Source organism: Hyphomonas beringensis (assembly GCF_000682755.1).
GTDB lineage: Bacteria > Pseudomonadota > Alphaproteobacteria > Caulobacterales > Hyphomonadaceae > Hyphomonas > Hyphomonas beringensis.
The window spans coordinates 1-16187 of the sequence record NZ_AWFF01000029.1 but is presented as its reverse complement, the minus strand read 5'-3'; the positions used below and the strand labels follow the sequence as shown (position 1 = coordinate 16187).

At 57.6% G+C, this 16187-nt stretch carries 19 protein-coding genes; 15 read left to right on the top strand and 4 right to left on the bottom strand.

Translation table 11 applies throughout. The features are described from left to right. The 15 genes from gspD (at position 1) to HY29_RS05385 (ending at position 13108) form a co-directional block, all read left to right on the top strand. Positions 1-1953 carry a type II secretion system secretin GspD gene (gspD, locus tag HY29_RS05455; RefSeq protein WP_034793762.1) on the top strand — a complete coding sequence of 651 codons (1953 nt, stop codon included), beginning with the start codon at positions 1-3 and terminating at the stop codon, positions 1951-1953. Continuing rightward, positions 1950-3449: a GspE/PulE family protein gene (locus HY29_RS05450; RefSeq protein ID WP_162176675.1), complete on the top strand. Its 1500-nt coding sequence runs from the start codon at positions 1950-1952 to the stop codon at positions 3447-3449. The genes gspD and HY29_RS05450 overlap by 4 nt, the downstream gene beginning before the upstream one ends. Beyond that, positions 3436-4644, top strand: coding sequence for a type II secretion system F family protein (locus HY29_RS05445; protein WP_034793759.1), 1209 nt, complete (start codon positions 3436-3438; stop codon positions 4642-4644). Before HY29_RS05450 ends, HY29_RS05445 begins: the two co-directional genes overlap by 14 nt. Positions 4645-4687: 43 nt before the next feature. After that, the gene (gspG, locus tag HY29_RS05440; RefSeq protein WP_034793915.1) at positions 4688-5116 is read left to right on the top strand and encodes a type II secretion system major pseudopilin GspG; all 429 of its coding nucleotides are present in this window, start codon (positions 4688-4690) and stop codon (positions 5114-5116) included. Then, complete coding sequence (locus tag HY29_RS18305) at positions 5116-5577, top strand: prepilin-type N-terminal cleavage/methylation domain-containing protein (protein WP_051601165.1); 462 nt, start codon at positions 5116-5118, stop codon at positions 5575-5577. The genes gspG and HY29_RS18305 overlap by 1 nt, the downstream gene beginning before the upstream one ends. 1 nt (position 5578) lies before the next feature. Beyond that, positions 5579-5980 (top strand): type II secretion system minor pseudopilin GspI, encoded by a 402-nt coding sequence (gene gspI, locus HY29_RS18300; protein WP_051601164.1) that lies wholly within the window; start codon positions 5579-5581, stop codon positions 5978-5980. Then, entirely contained in the window at positions 5977-6573 is a 597-nt protein-coding gene (gspJ, locus tag HY29_RS05425; protein ID WP_034793751.1) for a type II secretion system minor pseudopilin GspJ, read from the top strand. The genes gspI and gspJ overlap by 4 nt, the downstream gene beginning before the upstream one ends. Further along, entirely contained in the window at positions 6570-7553 is a 984-nt protein-coding gene (gspK, locus tag HY29_RS05420) for a type II secretion system minor pseudopilin GspK (RefSeq protein ID WP_034793749.1), read from the top strand. The genes gspJ and gspK overlap by 4 nt, the downstream gene beginning before the upstream one ends. Then, the gene (gspL, locus tag HY29_RS05415) at positions 7553-8656 is read left to right on the top strand and encodes a type II secretion system protein GspL (RefSeq protein ID WP_034793747.1); all 1104 of its coding nucleotides are present in this window, start codon (positions 7553-7555) and stop codon (positions 8654-8656) included. The genes gspK and gspL overlap by 1 nt, the downstream gene beginning before the upstream one ends. Continuing rightward, entirely contained in the window at positions 8653-9132 is a 480-nt protein-coding gene (gene gspM / locus HY29_RS05410) for a type II secretion system protein GspM (protein ID WP_081811238.1), read from the top strand. Before gspL ends, gspM begins: the two co-directional genes overlap by 4 nt. Beyond that, the gene (gspN, locus tag HY29_RS05405) at positions 9129-9875 is read left to right on the top strand and encodes a type II secretion system protein N (protein ID WP_034793743.1); all 747 of its coding nucleotides are present in this window, start codon (positions 9129-9131) and stop codon (positions 9873-9875) included. Before gspM ends, gspN begins: the two co-directional genes overlap by 4 nt. Then, positions 9872-10351: a hypothetical protein gene (locus HY29_RS05400; protein WP_155838211.1), complete on the top strand. Its 480-nt coding sequence runs from the start codon at positions 9872-9874 to the stop codon at positions 10349-10351. Before gspN ends, HY29_RS05400 begins: the two co-directional genes overlap by 4 nt. 126 nt (positions 10352-10477) lie before the next feature. Next, on the top strand, positions 10478-11272 hold the full coding sequence (locus HY29_RS05395) for a CAP domain-containing protein (protein WP_162176674.1): 795 nt from the start codon (positions 10478-10480) through the stop codon (positions 11270-11272). Positions 11273-11509: 237 nt separating this feature from the next. Beyond that, on the top strand, positions 11510-12313 hold the full coding sequence (locus tag HY29_RS05390; protein WP_034793737.1) for a formylglycine-generating enzyme family protein: 804 nt from the start codon (positions 11510-11512) through the stop codon (positions 12311-12313). A 321-nt stretch (positions 12314-12634) separates the two neighbouring features. Continuing rightward, a complete protein-coding gene (locus HY29_RS05385) occupies positions 12635-13108 on the top strand; it encodes a hypothetical protein (protein WP_034793734.1) in 474 nt (157 codons plus the stop codon). A gap of 24 nt (positions 13109-13132) precedes the next feature. Here the strand turns inward: HY29_RS05385 and HY29_RS05380 are convergent, their stop codons facing one another. The 4 genes from HY29_RS05380 to HY29_RS19350 form a co-directional block, all read right to left on the bottom strand. Further along, positions 13133-14005, bottom strand: a complete 873-nt coding sequence (locus HY29_RS05380; protein ID WP_034793731.1) for a hypothetical protein — start codon at positions 14003-14005, stop codon at positions 13133-13135. Between the two features lie 177 nt (positions 14006-14182). Then, positions 14183-15400: a Swt1 family HEPN domain-containing protein gene (locus tag HY29_RS05375; protein WP_155838210.1), complete on the bottom strand. Its 1218-nt coding sequence runs from the start codon at positions 15398-15400 to the stop codon at positions 14183-14185. Positions 15401-15532: 132 nt separating this feature from the next. Next, the gene (locus HY29_RS05370) at positions 15533-15943 is read right to left on the bottom strand and encodes a hypothetical protein (RefSeq protein WP_051601163.1); all 411 of its coding nucleotides are present in this window, start codon (positions 15941-15943) and stop codon (positions 15533-15535) included. 6 nt (positions 15944-15949) lie between these two features. Then, the coding region (locus HY29_RS19350; RefSeq protein ID WP_034793726.1) for a hypothetical protein at positions 15950-16187 on the bottom strand (238 nt) is incomplete at its 5' end.

Below are 16187 nucleotides of genomic sequence, written 5' to 3'. Positions count from 1 at the left end.
ATGAAACTGAAGACATTTCTCTCGGCGGCAGCCCTGCTCGCGGCGTCACCAACTGCCTTCGCACTGGCCAATGAGACGCCTACGGACAATGCGCGTCACATCCTGAATTTTGAGGATGTGGAACTGTCTGCCCTGATAGCGGATGTTTCAACTGTGACAGGGTACACCTTCGTTGTGCACCCTGATGCACGGACCAAGCGGATTACAGTATCATCGACATCGCCGCTGACGCGCGATCAAGTGTTTGATGTTTTCCTGTCTGCCCTGCGCGTGCATGGCTTCACTGCTGTGGCAGCAGGCAAGGCAACTTACCGCATTGTGCCGGAGCAGAGCGCGGTCGGTGAGGCAGGGATGGGAGCCTATGGTTCCAACGCCTTCACGACCGAGATCTTTACACTCAGCCATGTGAATGCACTGGAAGCGGCAAAAATGCTGAAGCCTGTGATCGACGAGCAAGGCCAAGTGATCGCAAACAGCCAGTCCAACACATTGGTCGTAGTGGACTATGCCTCCAACCTCCCGCGCTTACGGCAGATGGTTGAGACCTTTGACAAGGATCCTTCCGTCACCGAAACGGTCAGCTTGAAGAATATTGCGGCGAGTGAGCTTGCCGGCATTCTTACCACGCTGAATACTACGAATGGGGAGGATGCCTATAAGAGCAATTTCAAAGCCGTCGCTTCTGAGGCTGGCAATTCCATCGTGCTGTACGGGTCTGAGGCGGCAGTCGAGCGGGCCCGGCGGGTGAGTGAGCAGCTTGATAGTGCTGACCGTATTCAGGATACGCTGCGGGTCATTCCGTTGAACAATGCCGATGCTTCTGAAATTGTACCGATCCTGCAAGAGGTTGCTGCGGCGATGGATGCACGCCGTGGCTTTACCGATAGTTCTGTTCCCGGAACGACGATCGCGCATCACGATTCCACGAACTCTCTCGTTATCAGTGCGCCGCCAGAAACGCTGGTCAGCTTGGAAAGGGTGATCAATGATCTTGATCGCCGCCGCGCGCAGGTGCTGGTCGAGGCCATCATCGTTGAGATGTCCGATGACACCGCTCGAGAGCTGGGGCTTCAATTCCTGTTGTCTGGGACGGAGAACAGCACGGTGCCGTTTGCCTCAACTAATTTCTCCCGGTCGGCCCCGAACCTGCTGGCGCTTGCAGGGGCGCTTAGCAAGGATACGCCTTTTTCCAGTGGCACCGATGATACCTCAAAGAACCCGTTTACTCAGGCGGCCATCAACTCGTTGCTCGGGCTGACGGGACTTAGTGTTGGTGTGGGTGGGCAGAATGGAGACACGCTCTTTGGTGCTGTCCTGACGGCTGTCGAAGCGGATACCAATTCCCGCATTCTCTCAAAGCCATTCAACATGACGCTGGATAATGGGACATCCAGCCTGCTGGTCGGACAAAATGTTCCGATCACGACAGGATCTGTCCTGGCCGACAATAACACCAACCCATTCACGACGGTTGAGCGCAAGGATGTTGGCATCGGGCTGACGGTAACGCCCCGCATCTCCAATGACGGCACGATCCGTCTGAACATCGAGCAGACCGTTTCTGCCATTGCGGGGGTCGTCGGGGACGCCACGACAGACCTGATCTTCAATACCAGAAACATCACGACCAGCGTCATCGCCGATGATGGGGAGATCATTGTCCTTGGCGGACTGATCGAACAATCCGAAACGCTCAAGAATGAGAAGGTTCCTCTCTTGGGGGATGTGCCGATCGCCGGTCGCCTGTTCCGCTCTGAAGGCAAGGGGCAGGTGCGTACCAATCTGATGGTATTCATTCGACCGACCATCGTTCGCGATCGGGATGATGCCCGCGTGGCAACGGACCGATCCTATCAATACATTCGCGCTGAAGAACTCTGGAACGGAGCAGACAGCAGCATCACGATTGATAAATTCGTCAATCAGGTGTTGGGGAGTCCGCCCCCGCAATGATGGATCGCGCCACCCCTTCCCAGTTCACATATGCCTTCGCCAAAGAGAAGGGCCTGGTCGTCCTGCCTGAACGGGACGCGCTGACTGTCGGGGTCAGGCAAGGGGCAGATCCCCTCAGCCTGGTGGAGGCAAGGCGAGCTTTGGGCGCAGTCTTTGTACTCGAGTCCCTGGATAAGGAAACATATGACCGCACTCTGGCAGAGGCTTTCGCGCAAGGCCCCATGGCGGACGGGGATATCAATGCAGCGGTGGAAAGCCGGGGAGGGCTGGAAAGCCTGATCGATGATATTCCGAAGGCGGCTGATTTGCTGGAGGGGCAGGATGATGCCCCTGTTATCCGTCTGATCAATGGTCTGATCCATGAGGCCATCAAGCGCCGGGCTTCCGACATTCATATCGATCCCTTTGAGAGCCATCTTTCCATTCGCTACCGGATTGATGGGGATCTGGTAGAGGTGCTCACGCCGCCCAGGAAACTCGCGGCGCCGATTGTTTCCCGTATCAAGGTCATGGCACGGCTTGATATCGCGGAGAAGCGTCTGCCGCAGGATGGGCGTATCTCGCTCTCTGTAGGCGGGCGGTCCATTGATGTCCGCGTGGCCACACTTCCGACGCGCTATGGGGAACGTGTCGTTTTGCGCCTTCTCGATACCAGGAATGCCCTTGTGGGCTTGCCGGAACTGGGCATGGATGAAGACACATATGCCCGCTTCACGGATGCGCTTGGCCAGCCCAATGGCGTTATTCTTGTGACGGGGCCGGTCGGCTCAGGCAAGACAACAACACTGTATGCGTCTCTTTCCCGCCTCAATAATGGCCGGGAGAATATCATGACGCTGGAAGACCCGGTTGAGTATGGTCTGCCGGGTATCAGCCAGACGCAGATGGATCACAAGGTAGGACTGACCTTCGCGGCAACACTGCGCTCCATCCTGCGACAGGACCCGAACATTGTGATGGTGGGGGAAATCAGGGACTCTGAAACTGCAGAAGTCGCCTTTGAGTTCGCCTCGACCGGGCGACTTGCTCTTTCCACACTGCACACGAATAGCGCGGCCGGTGCCATCACACGCCTGCGCGATATGGGCGTTGAAGCATATCTGCTGGCCTCAACCCTGAGGGCTGTGATGGCACAGCGCTTGGTGCGCCGGTTGTGTCCGTCCTGCAAGACCGAGCGCCCGGCAACTGCCGTAGAGCTGGAAGGTCTGGGGTTCGATCCGCATCAGGAGATGGTGGTGGCAGAGCCTCAAGGCTGCCTCTCATGTGGCAATACCGGCTTTGACGGACGTATCGGGATCTATGAATTGCTGCTGGTCGATCAGCAAATCCGGCAACTGCTGGGAGAGGAGGCCAGCGAAGACAAGATCGAGCGCGCCGCCTTTGCCGCGCATGACCAGTTGCTGGACAATGCCCGGCGCTATGTCGTTTCCGGCGAGACGAGCCCCGCTGAGGTTCTGCGCGTCTGTCGCAGGGAGGTCCGCGATGCCCGCATTTGAGTATGTGGCTGTCGATGGTGAGGGACGGCGGCAAAAAGGGATCATCTCAGCTGACAGTCCCAGGTCCGCTCGCAAGGAGTTGCGCCTGCGCGACCTGATGGCGCTGGACGTGACGCCGGTTAGCGAGCAACGCGGCCATTCAAGCCTGATCGGTGGGCATATCAGTGAGAAACAGCGTGTACTGCTCGTGCGGCAGCTATCAGTTCTGTTGCAGTCTGGCTTGCCGGTGGAGCAGGCACTGGCTGCGGCAGCAGAAGATGCCAGCACGCCGCAGGTTCAGCGTGTCTTGCACGCAGTTAAAACTGAAGTGACAGAGGGCGCCCGTCTGGCAGATGCGATGAATGTCGCGCCGAAAGCGTTTCCTGTTTTGTTGCGCTCGGTCATCTCGGCCGGTGAACTCTCCGGGCATCTAGGCGATGTGATGGAGCGTTTGGCCACTTATCTGGAGCGCAGTCACCAGCTTCGTCAGAAGGTACAGGCGGCTCTTATCTATCCTGCCGTTCTGGGCGTGATGGCGCTGGGCATGATCATCGCGATGATGCTGTTTGTCGTGCCTCGTCTTGTCGAACAGTTTGACCTCTTCGATGCGGACTTGCCCCTGATCACACGCATGGTGATTGGAATATCTAATACGCTTCAGACACATGGCCTGCTGATTGTTCTGGCCCTGGCCACCTTCGTCTTTACGGCAATCCGTATGATGAAGTTGCCCGCTATCCGACAAATGCTTGACCGTTCCAGCCTAAACCTGCCGGTCATTGGCGAGCTGAATCGGACAGTCTGCGCGGGCCGCTTTGCGCGCGTCTTCGCGACTCTTTCCGGGTCTGGCGCCACAGTGCTGGAAGCTCTGAGTGGCGCTAAGGGGGCTTCGGGCAATCTGGTTTTTGCGGAGGCAGCAGACGTCATTGCAGAGCGTGTTCGCGAGGGTGGCTCCTTTGCCGGCGCGCTTAAGGCGACTGGCGTGTTTCCGCCCATGATGGTGCATATGGTTTCCAGCGGTGAGGCAGGCCGCGACATTCCCGGCATGATGACGCGCGCTGCAGACTATCTGGACAATGAATTCGAGACCGGTTCAGCGACGCTGCTGTCGCTTCTTGAGCCGTTCATCATAATCATTCTCGGCGGCATTGTCGGCTTGATCGTACTCTCGATCATGCTGCCGATCTTGCAGCTGAATACACTTGCCATAGGATAAGGAGGAAGGGCTCATGAGAAAGCCGGTATCAACGGATAGCGACATGAAACGCCACAAGGAGGCGGGCTTTTCATTGGTCGAGCTGATGGTGGTGGTGTTCATTATGGGGCTGCTGGCGACACTGATCGTTATCAATGTGGCGCCCGCGACGGACCAGTCTCGCATTGGCAAGGCTCATTCCGATATCGCTGCGCTTGAGAGCGCCCTCGATATGTATAATCTGGATATGTACAGATATCCGTCAACAGAGCAGGGGCTTGCAGCCCTGACGCAGGCGCCGACGGGCGGGCAGTCCGCGCAGTATCGTCCTGGCGGTTACATCAAGCGAATGCGGACAGATCCCTGGGGGCAACCCTATCAATACGTGTTCCCCGGCACGCGCTCTGGTGGAGCCTATGATGTCTTTTCGGTCGGGCCGGACGGTCAGGCAGATACGCAGGATGATATAGGAAACTGGGATACGCCAGCCTGATGCTACGCCTATCTTCTTCCAACTCTGGCATGTCTCTGGTGGAAGTGCTTGTGGCGCTTGCCATCCTTGCGCTCGCGAGTACCGCGATCGTCATGACCATGCCCCGGCGTGAAACGCGCCTGGACCGTGAGGTCAGTCGGCTGGAAGGGATAATTGAGCGCCTGTCGGGTGAGGCAATAGCCTCCGGAGAGGTGCGAGGGCTGCGCCTTGAAGAAGGCGGGTATATTATGGAAGTTTGGCGAAACGGTCGCTGGCAAGCTCTGCAGGGCGCTTATGAATTGCCGAAGTCTGTCGAGCTGAAACTGCAGCGGCCAAGTGTGCAAAAGCGGGCCAAGGTGTGGCCAGACATAGTAGCGGACGAGACCGGTTTTGTGACGCCAACGCGGATTGTGATTCAGGATGGCACGAAAAGACGTGCCCTGATCATGGATGCTGCCGGTGCAGTCAGTGTGGAGAGCTGAGATGATTTCGGCACGCTCCCAACAAGGCTTTACTCTCGTCGAAGTTCTCGTGGCACTCGGCGTCTTCAGTATCGCTGCGATGGCGTTGGCGCATCTGGGCAATGAAAGCCTGTTGGGCGCACGGCAGGTATCGCAACGCTTTCTGGCATCCGTAGAAGCAGATAACATCATGGCGGAGACGCTGGTTCGGCCAGATGTTATTGCTCCCGGCATTGAGACGGGACGCGTTGTTCAGCGGGGACGGGAGTTTGACTGGAACCGCGCGATCATTCCAACCGGCCGGGACTCCCTCTTTGCCGTGACCGTTCTGGTTAGCGATGCACAAACAGGGCAGCAACTCGTGTCGCGGCAGACTCTGGTACTTAAACACGTGACGGAGCACTCAGAGGAGCCCGAGGAATGAGACAGTCTGACGGGTTCACGCTGATAGAGATGCTAGTCGCCCTGGCTGTGAGTTCGCTCTTGCTTGTCGCGGGATCAACACTGCTCATACAGACCTTGCGCGCGGGAGATGTGGTTGAAAGGCATACGGGCGACGTGCGCGCGCTGGATATCGCACATAGTCTGCTTCGGGACGATCTGGCCGGGGCTACGCTGCGCAAGACACGTGCTCCGAACGGACTCGACGCGCCACAAGCGTTTAGCGGCGGGCAATCGCTGTCGCGTCCCTTGCTGGCGTTTACCCGCGATGGCTGGCTGAACCCGGCTGAGGCAGACGCGCGGGGGGATTTGCAGAGGGTCGAGTATTTTGTGCAGGGAGGAGCATTGCTACGCCGTGCCTGGTTGAGACCGGATCCCGTGCGGGAAACTCCCTATGCCGACAGAGTTGTCGCGGATGGATTTGACAGCATCGGGCTGCGTTTCTTTGCAGGCAATAGCTGGCAGCTGGACTGGTCAGGTCAAGCTGAAAGCCTGCCAGAACTGGTAGAGATGACTTTCGTTTACGGTGAAGGGGATGAGCTGCGCCAGGTGTTTCTTGTGGGAGGCAATGGATGACGCCGTCTCGTCGGTCTCGTGAGCGTGGCGCGACACTGCTGAGTGTCTTGCTGATCATTGCCCTCATGTCGGCAGCCGCTTTGGCCGCGACGGATGCTCTTGCGCGATCTGTATCTGTATCGCGCACGTCGGGCTATCGTGCGGATGGCTTCTGGGCAGCTCGAGGAGCTCTTGCGGCCGGCGAGCAGGTCGTGAACGAAGTCCTGGCCCAGGTGCAGGGAAATCTCACGGCCGAGTCCAGTGTGCTTATGGAGCCTATGATTTTTCCTTATGAGCGGGCGACGATCACGATCTCTCTGAGGGACGCCTCAAATTGCTTCAACCTGAACTCCATTCAAGGAGATGATGGGGAAGGAAACAGCGGGAACGCGCCTCTCAGGAATTTACGCACGCTTTATGAAGAGACTGGCTTCTATGGAAATGAGGCGCGGCAACTTTCCGAGAGCCTGGCAGATTGGATAGATGCGGATACCAGTACGCGCCCATCCGGGGCTGAGGATTCGATCTACCGGTCACGTGCCGTTCCGCACCTCACCGGTGGCCAGAAATTATTGTCGGTTGGAGAGGTTCGGGCAGTAGAGGGCTACACACCCGAAGTGATTGCGCGCCTTGAACAACTTGTCTGTGTACGTCGACCTGAAGACGAAACACGCCTGAACATAAATACTCTGACGCTTTCGCAAGCACCTCTTCTGTCTGCCCTGTTCTCTCATGAATTGTCTGTCACGGAGGCGGAGCGGATTATTTCCTCTCGTCCTGAAGGCGGCTGGGTGAGCGTTGAGGAGTTTCTCTCTCTGCCTGACATATCGAAGATCGTTCCCGAAATGCGGTCTGATCACTTTCTGTCCACCACGGCTAATCATGTTGAGGCGGACATCCTGATTTCATCTGCTGCGGGCTCGATGCGTATGGTTGCGGTCTATGGTCGTGCGGTAGATGGGTCATTTGTTCTCAAGGGCTCACACAGGAGATCCAGTTGATGCGCCCGTATTATTCAGAGATACCCAGGCCGGGAGAGGCGTGGCGCTTTGCGCGTCCCGTCCCGTCTGGAATGGAGCTCTTGCCGGAAGGAGAGATGCCTCCGGCGGGCAGCGAGCTTGTTGTTCTTGTTCCAGGAACTGAAGTTACAGCGCATCGCGTAAAGCTCGCTGCGCGCCGACCTGCTGAAATTATAAGGCTCGCCGCTTTTGCGGTTGAGGATGAACTGTCCGTGCCTGTGGAAAGTACTCACGCGGCCGTCTCACCGGGAATGACTGACACGAGTGTCCGTCAGGTTTATGCCGTGAGTAATGACCAGATGGAGCGTTGGCTGGAGCAGATTTCTTCATTGGGTTTTGAGAAGGCACGCCTCGTTCCGGATCTGTCTGTGCTGCCGATCGGGGCCTTTGTCGATGTTGGCGACCGCCTGCTGTTTGCCGGTGGTGAGCATCTAATGGCCATCGATACAGCGTGGCCGTCTGATGTCATAGCTGCGCTGCTCAAGCAGGCCGGGATTGATCAGCAGGCTCAGCGAGTTGATGCCCTGCTGAAACTCGCTGAATGGGCGGAGCAGGCTGGAAAGCTGACTGATCTTCGGCAGGGGTATTTCGCACATGCCAGCGAAGCGGCCCTGCCGCTGAAGCAGTTCAGACCTCTTGCGATCATGACGGCTTCAGCGGTCGCCGTCTGGGTGGCATTCCTGGCGCTCTCTACGCATTCCATGCGGAACCTTACGGGTATTCTGAAGGCGCAGGCCAAGGCAGATTACGCTGCGGCCTACCCCGGCAGCCCAGTGCCATCAGACCCTGCTGCAGCTCTGCGCAGCGCCCAAGGCGAAGGAGTTGTAACGGGCACCCCAAGCTTCATGGATGCGAGCGCTGTTCTCTATGGTGCAGTCGAGGCTACGCCAGGAGCAAGCCTGATCAGTGTGCGGTATGATCGCAGGACGGGCGAATTGAGAGCCACATTGACCTATCCCGCTTTCGGGACGGACCTTGATGTCAAGAAAGCGGTAGAGGCTGTGGGGCTAAGTGTCGATTTGGGCGATACGCGGCTTGAGGACGGCCGTGTTGTCGGAGACCTTATTGTTGGAGCGCGGTCATGAGCGAACTATGGACAGCGCGGACGGATCGCGAAAGGGTGCTCATACTTTCGGCCATGGTCCTGTTAGGACTCATGATTTTGCAATTGGCCGTCATCTCGCCTCTGCGCGCATCCCATGTTCAGGCAAAAGCTGACCTTGAAGTCGCCTCCCGCCAACTGGATGTGGTGAATGCCGAACTTGCGTCTGCCCGTGTTCCGCGACCTGCCTTCGGGCCGTCTGCCATTGTCAGTGGGGAGCAATTGCGCAAGGGCCTGTTGCAGCTTGCCAATTCACGAGGACTGAAAGTCTCACGTCTCCAGACAGGAGAGAATGGCAGGCTGACACTGCAGTTTGAAAGCGCGCCCCCGACACTCGTTTATGCGTGGCTAGCGGAGGCGGGCAAGACGTATGGCGCAGAACCAGAGCGTGCCTCTCTGTTTGCAGATGAGGCGGGCACGGTCCGTGCGAGCTTTGAATTTGCGGGAGCGCCGTCATGATGCGCTTGCGGACTTTCTACGTAGTTCTTTTCTCGCTTTGCCTGCTCGCTGGGCTCGTCGCTTTCGCGCCTCTCTCCTTTGCCATGCGTCAGTCCAGACTGGCGGAGCAGGGTATCGGCTGGCAACAGGCGCGTGGATCGATCTGGAGCGGACAGGTCACCGGCATGGTCTGGAAGGGGCAGCCAGTCGGCGCCGTCAATCTGCAGGCGCGGCTTGGCCGGCTATTTAGCGGTGCTCCCTTGCATGAGGCCCGCTGGGCCGGACCAGCCGGGCAGGGGCGCGCGCTGGTCGGCATGAAAGGACGGGCACTAAATGCCCGTGCTGTCTCAGCAAGCCTTTATGTGGACAATCTGAATGGTCTTGATCCATCGCTCTTGAACCTTGGCAGCACAGTCAGGCTGTCCAAGGGCCACCTTCTCATGGAGGGCGAGCGTTGTAGGACTGCCTCGGGAACAATCACGACCGATCTCGCTAGACTGGCCGCTATGGCATACGATCGGGACTGGCCCATCCTGTCCGGCCCGCTATCGTGTGAGCAAGGCGAGTTGGCCGCCAATATGATCGGGCAGGCAGCTGATGGGACGATCATTTCCTTTCAGGGGAAACTCTCTACCGGGCTTCGGTTGGAGATTGAAACACTTGATGAAGATCTGCGTGCGGCCTTGAAGCTTGCAGGCTTTAAGGCTGAGGGAACCAAATTGGTTTATGCTCGTCAGATGGGCCAGCAGGAGAGACTTCAATGAAACGGAAACTTGCCCTGCTAGGGGCCTGTCTACTTCTGGTCGCGTCATGTAGCTCGGCGCCGCAGCAAAAGGTTTCTGTCACGCCTGCGCCTGAAGCCCCGGAACCTGGTAATCTTCCCGCGCAAACGTTGGAGCCTAGTGAGTGCGGTTTGTTTTTGTGGACGCAAGGCACGCCGCGGCGCTTCATCTTCTTCTCCCGTGCGGCAAGCGGTCAGGCAATTGCAATGCTGGAAGCGGGCAAGCAGGAACAGCTTACGCTTGCGGCTCAGCGCGGTGATCTGTTTGGCCAGTTCATGACGGAAATGGACTATGCCATGTCTGGAGACGGGGCGGTCTTCCTACACCTGATGCCCGGTGAGTCGGTCGAAGGAGGACAGAAAATCTCTTCAGGCCGTATCGAGTTACTGGATGCTGGAGGTTGGTCCACAATTATTCCGGTCGTTGGTGTACGCGCATGTCAGCCGGATCCTGAATGATTACAGCGTATAATCTGTTGTTTTTCAAAAACCCATACAAAACAAGTACATAAATCTGTAGTTACTTGACGCAAAACTGTCACACAAAGTATTGTGACAGTTATGTTGCAGATAAATTACAAATACTTGTCAATCTCGGCTCTGGCGCTGGCGGCGCTGGGACTGACGGCCTACGCAGACTCTCCATGTGACCTCACTGATGGCTTGTCAGCGCAACCCGCGGCCTTCCAACTGGAAACAGATGCCTGCTTTGAAGGTCTAAATGGCGTCAAATCAGATTCCTACATGCAGACCGAGCTCCGTCGACTGACGGCATCTGCACGAAGCGAGCGTGGCATCAAGGAGCTTGCCAACCTTGCATCGCTTAACAAGGCAGCCCGTATACATGGCTACGATATGGCGGTCCGGGACTATATCGCACATGATGATCCCGAAGGCCGTAGCCATCTGGATCGCGTCGGCCTGCTGGATCGGCGCGTTCTGATCGGCGCGTTTGGCGCCAATATGGCCGTTGTCGATGAGAATGCGACAGCAGAAGAGGCATTTGCGGCATTGATGGCAGATCCGGCGAATGTAGCCAATCTCAACCGCACTGCGTTTGACCATATGGGGATCGCAGCCATCAGGGCTGATGGCCGCATTTACCTGATCCAGCTTTTCGCGCGTGTAGAAGGACAGCTTGAGGCACCTCTCCCTGCGAACATGTCTCAGCGTACGGACCTCAAGGCAGTCTTCGCGGAATCCCGCGCAGAGCCGGTTGGGTGGTCCATTGTATCGGCGGATGGCGATGTTCTCGCAAAGGGGATTGGAGACACAGCGCCAGCTTCGTCCTTGAAGGGCCAGTCAGGGTATCTCAATATCGACATGGCGCTCGGCAAGGATCTTTACACCCTGAAAGGTCCTGCCGTTTCCCTTTTCTAGGCCGCGTCCCCTTTTGGCCCGGAAGCATAGGCCGGCTCTGCAGAGAGCCGGCCTTTTTCGTGCGCCATTGCCTACATAGAGGTTCGCGCGTTAGGTGGTTGTTGTTAGCCTCCTTCAGAAAGGCCTGAAAAGAGTTCCATGCGGTTCAGAGCCCTCGCTGTTTTCTGTTGTCTCCTCTCAGGAGCAGGCTTGGCGCACGCAGATGTGCGCAGGGTATGCGAGGTGCCAGGCGGGCCAATGATCCGGGAGTTGCCGGCAGGCCGCTTCATGATGGGGAGTGAGGGTTTCTATGTAGAAGAAGGCCCGGTTCATGAGGTCGCTATAAAGCCATTCCGCATGGATGCCTTCGAGGTGACCAATGAGCGCTTTGCTGAATTCGTGAAGGCAACCGGCTATGTCACCGTGGCAGAGCGCCAACCAGATCCACAGCTTCATCCTGATATTCCTCAGGACATGCTGCTTCCCGGTTCAGCCGTATTTGTTCCGCCCTCTGTGAAATCGGCGAATTGGTGGCATTTCATTCCGGGGGCATCCTGGCGGCATCCTGAGGGGCCTCAGTCTTCACTGGAGGGGAGGTGGCAGCATCCCGTCGTACATATTGCCTATGAAGACGCGGCTGCCTTTGCCGAATGGGCGGGCGGCCGTCTGCCGACGGAAGCCGAATGGGAGTATGCGGCGCGTGGTGGTCTGGATGGGGCCACCTATAGCTGGGGAGAGACGCCCCCGAATGATGAGCCTTATCGGGCCAATACCTGGCAGGGTCCATTCCCCCTCGTGAATACAGGCGGCGACGGATTCGTCAGAACCTCTCCGGCAGGATGCTATGAGGCAAACGGGTATGGTTTGTACGACATGACGGGCAATGCCTGGGAGTGGGTGGCCGATACGAACCCCGAGCAAAATCAGGGCCTGCTCAAAGGCGGCTCTTTTCTCTGTGCAGAGAATTACTGTTGGCGCTACCGCCCTGCCGCGCGCCATCCGCAGGAGTTGGACTTCTCAGCCAGCCATGTAGGATTCCGTGTCGCATATGATGTGAAGTGAGCTGGAGCGGGTGAAGTGAGCCACCCGGAAAAAATATCAGAACAAAACCAATGAGTTGCGGATTCTGAGATTCAAAAATGTAGCCCGATTTGTACCCAATTTGTAGCCCACTGAACCATCGAATTGCACCGAAATCGATCTTTGGAGCGGGACAGTAGATCACAACGCCGCGCGACCCGCGTCCAGCGCGTATCAAAAGCAGGAGGTGCCACTTCCTATGCGCGGTCTCCCGGCAATTCCCTGACCTAAGAAGACTTGCCAGTTGGCAAGGGACTGCTTGTATTGAGGCATTGCTTCGGAATCGATCGGGAAGATTTCACCATGACACTGCGCATCTGCACGTCGGCAGAGATGACGGATCGCGAGAGGCAGGCTTTCATCGCATTTGTCCGGGAAGGGGCGCAGGTGAACCCGGCAACGCTTTCGGACCTTGTAGATCGCGCTATCGCCTTGGTGACGCTTCATGACGGGCCGATTCTTATCGGAAGCGCGGCCATAAAGACGCCAAACGCCGCTCATCGTGAAGGCGATTTCAGGAAGGCAGGCGTCTTGGAGAGAGGCTCTGACTTCCCGTTCGAACTCGGATGGGCCCGCTCCTCCCGTGAAGGTGGAGGGAACGGCCGCAAATTGGTAGCCGCTGCCGTCCGGGCGGCTGGGAACAAGAGTATCTATGCCACGACTAAGACCGACCAGATGAAGCACATCTTGCCAGACTATGGCTTCGTACTGTTGGGCCAGTCGTTTCCGTCGGTTCAGGATCCCGAAGCCAAACTTAGTCTGTTCGTCCGCGCGTAAACGCTTGGCCTGATGGCGGGTGCCTCAGTCAGCGGACCGTTTTTGGATTACAAATGTCGAGGCGAGAGGATGAAAGCCTCGAATGTGACGTTCGAGTTCATCGCCAACCGCGACGGTTGTGCTGCTCGCTGGCAGCGCGCCGACGGGCAACGGGACCAAGGCATGCGGATTCAGACTCAACCCGACGCCTTCAAACCATGTTTCGGGAGGCGTCGCGGGGTGTCCGATTTGATAGCGGAACTCGAAAAGTCCGCCTTTCTCTTCAAAAAGCGCGTGACCGTGACGTTGTGCGACAAAGTTGGCAGCGATGAACCCGGGATCAGCCATGCGCCACAATTTTGAAACTGTGAACGTGTTGCAGTAGGCAACCGCACTGATGTGCGTCGCCTCCTCTCTTACAAAGAGGGGGGGATCACTTCCATCTTCGGCGAGCGGATAGAGCGCGGGCAGCAGCAGGTCTTCAATGTAGAAATTTGAACCTGGCTCATGGAATGGTGCAATCATGAGCACGATCGGCCGGCCAGCAACATGGGTGTGACGTTGGTAGTTTTTGCGAACTTTCGTCGAGAGACTTCTCAGCAATCGCCGCGGAAACTCGGTCTCCGCTTTCGCATACATTTCCTCATCGGAGAGCGGCGTCAGCTGCCCAACCGAAACATCTAGATTCGTGCCGTCGGTGGGGTTCGGAGTGACAACTTCGATAGCAATGTCGACACCGTTCGCATTTACGAGAAAATCCGGATACCGATGTGAGCGATCGATCTTGAGACCGGCGGCTTCGAGGTAGGCGAAGCAGCAAAGTTCGAATACGCGCGCATGGAACCCCACGCCCTGGAAGTCTGGTCGAAAGTTCCGATCCGGGTCTCCCATGCGCTCGAACAATGCATTCATCAGCATACGAGCTGGCGCATGCGCCTCTGAGTTTCTCAAATCTCGAAACTGGGGGTGAAATCGATCCGCATCAATAACAGGGTCAAATAGGTCTTTCGGCACAATTCAATCCGATTCAACACTGTTTCCCTGCTTTAGGGAGGCAGCGGGTTCGCGTCAAAACCCGATCATACACCCTAAAGGTCAATCGCTCCCGTATTCTGGTTCTTCATCTTCCAAGAGGAATGCCTGCAGCTCCAACGCCGCTTGCAGGATGCAAATGAGTTGCTCGGGCGTAACGGCGCGCGAGTGGAATTCGTAATTGCGATGGGGCGCCAGCGCGCGAATTCGGCTCGTAACCTTCGAAGACTTGCTAAACTGGCCAGCAAAGCCATCATTCCAGCGCTTATCGATTATTGTCGCGAGATCGGCGAAGTCCGAATACTCGATCAGTCCATGTGTCGTCAGCCCGTGCCGGCGATCGTCGGAGCGCTTCTGCGCCCAGGCTTCGGCTCGATCAGGCATCAAGGCTTCCAGCCAGCCCTCTCCGTGCTTCGCGGCAAGAACACGCACGATACGGGCGCGTAACGCGCGCTCGACGCGACGAATAATTCTCGCCGCGGCGTCATCCGGATCTTGGGTAAGAACAATTCCGACCGGCTCACCCATCAAAGTGATTGGCACGCCTTCACTGTCGAGACTTGTCTCCTCTACGAGCGCCACAACCTCTTCTGTACTGACATGGAGGAAGGCCTCGTCGGCATCGACTTCCTCAAGAACTTCGCGGCGGGCGCCGGGATCAGAACCATACGCCGCCGGTAGCTTTTCAATGCGCGTCCAATCGCCGAAGAAGGGATCGAGGATAGTTCGATAGTCGAGGTCTGTGAGGCGATCTGCTACAAAGGCTCCAGACGCTGCATCGATCGCAAAGCCGAGCCTGGCAAAACTGGTCGTATCGTGGAGCGTTTGGAAATGAGAGGCCGCTGCACCAATCGAGGCGAGAGAATCTGTCTCGGGACGAGCATATTGGTGAAGAACTGCGAAGCGTGCTTCCTTCAAAGCGTTGGCTGCGCTGAGCGAGGCGATCATTGCCGTGGCGCCCGCAGCTGCATCCGCGAGACCGCCACGCTCAACTAGATCGAACTGCCGTTCTTGGGCGCTCGCGAGTTCGAGAGCGTGACGAAGTCCGTCTACGCCGCCCAGAGTACTGAGAATGTCTTTGTAGCGGTCGCGCCCCAATTGAAGGTCTTCAACGTAGCGGCTCAATCCACCGTGATGACCGAGTACCGTACTGGCGGCATTCCGAGCGCGCTCGACCTCATCGAGCATCGCACGGACGCCGCCTAGACCGTCCCACAGCCGCCGCTGATGTTCCATTTGGCGCATCGCGCGACCGAACGGTGTGTCGAAGGGATCGTCCACGGTCTTGTGCTCGTAAATAGCCGAAATCTCAGATGAAAATAATCCTATGGCGCGCCCATTGGAAGCCCCGTGGAACGTCGCCGCCGGCAAATGGTGATTTCGATGCGGATTTCAACAGATGCTCGCCGCAGACTACCGGTCAGACTCCGCCGAACTTCGATGCGATTGCAGTGTGTGGGCCGCACCAATTTTTTGCGCCACCTGGTCGAGAAAAAAATCGAACCGCCGCTTGCCAAGCGCATGCGCAGCGTCCCGTTCTCCATCGGGAAGCGGCTCGGTTCGGGTGAGCCAATAAAGGACATAGTGGCAAAATGCCTCGAAGGTGAAAGAAACTTCCCGTTCAATTTCGCTCTGGCGCAGGTCGAAGGCATCTAAGCGTTCGAGAAGGCGCGCCTCCATCGTGGCGCTCGATTCAGGATTGAACCAGGCGCGCAGGGCCAGTTCGACGATGGTCGCCTGAGACGCTCCCGACTTGCCGGCCTCTTCGCAAAGCCGCGCATAGAGATTTGTCGGAAGCCGGACGTGGACGCGCGCCTTGGTCACGGTGCGTCAGAAGTCCGGAAGAAAGTCCGCGTCTTGCCGATCGAGCCCGGCAGCGCGGCGGACGGCGTCGAGGTGCTTGTCACCGACGGGATCGACCGGACCGTCCTCTTTCAGTTCCGGCGCCGGCTCAGGCGCAGGGCTCTTGGCGGCGAGGTCTAATGGGAGTTCCGGCTCCTGAACTTGCTTGCGTTCCGGGCCGTCCACCGCTCCCTGACCGCCGTCACCGCCGTCACCGCCGTCACCG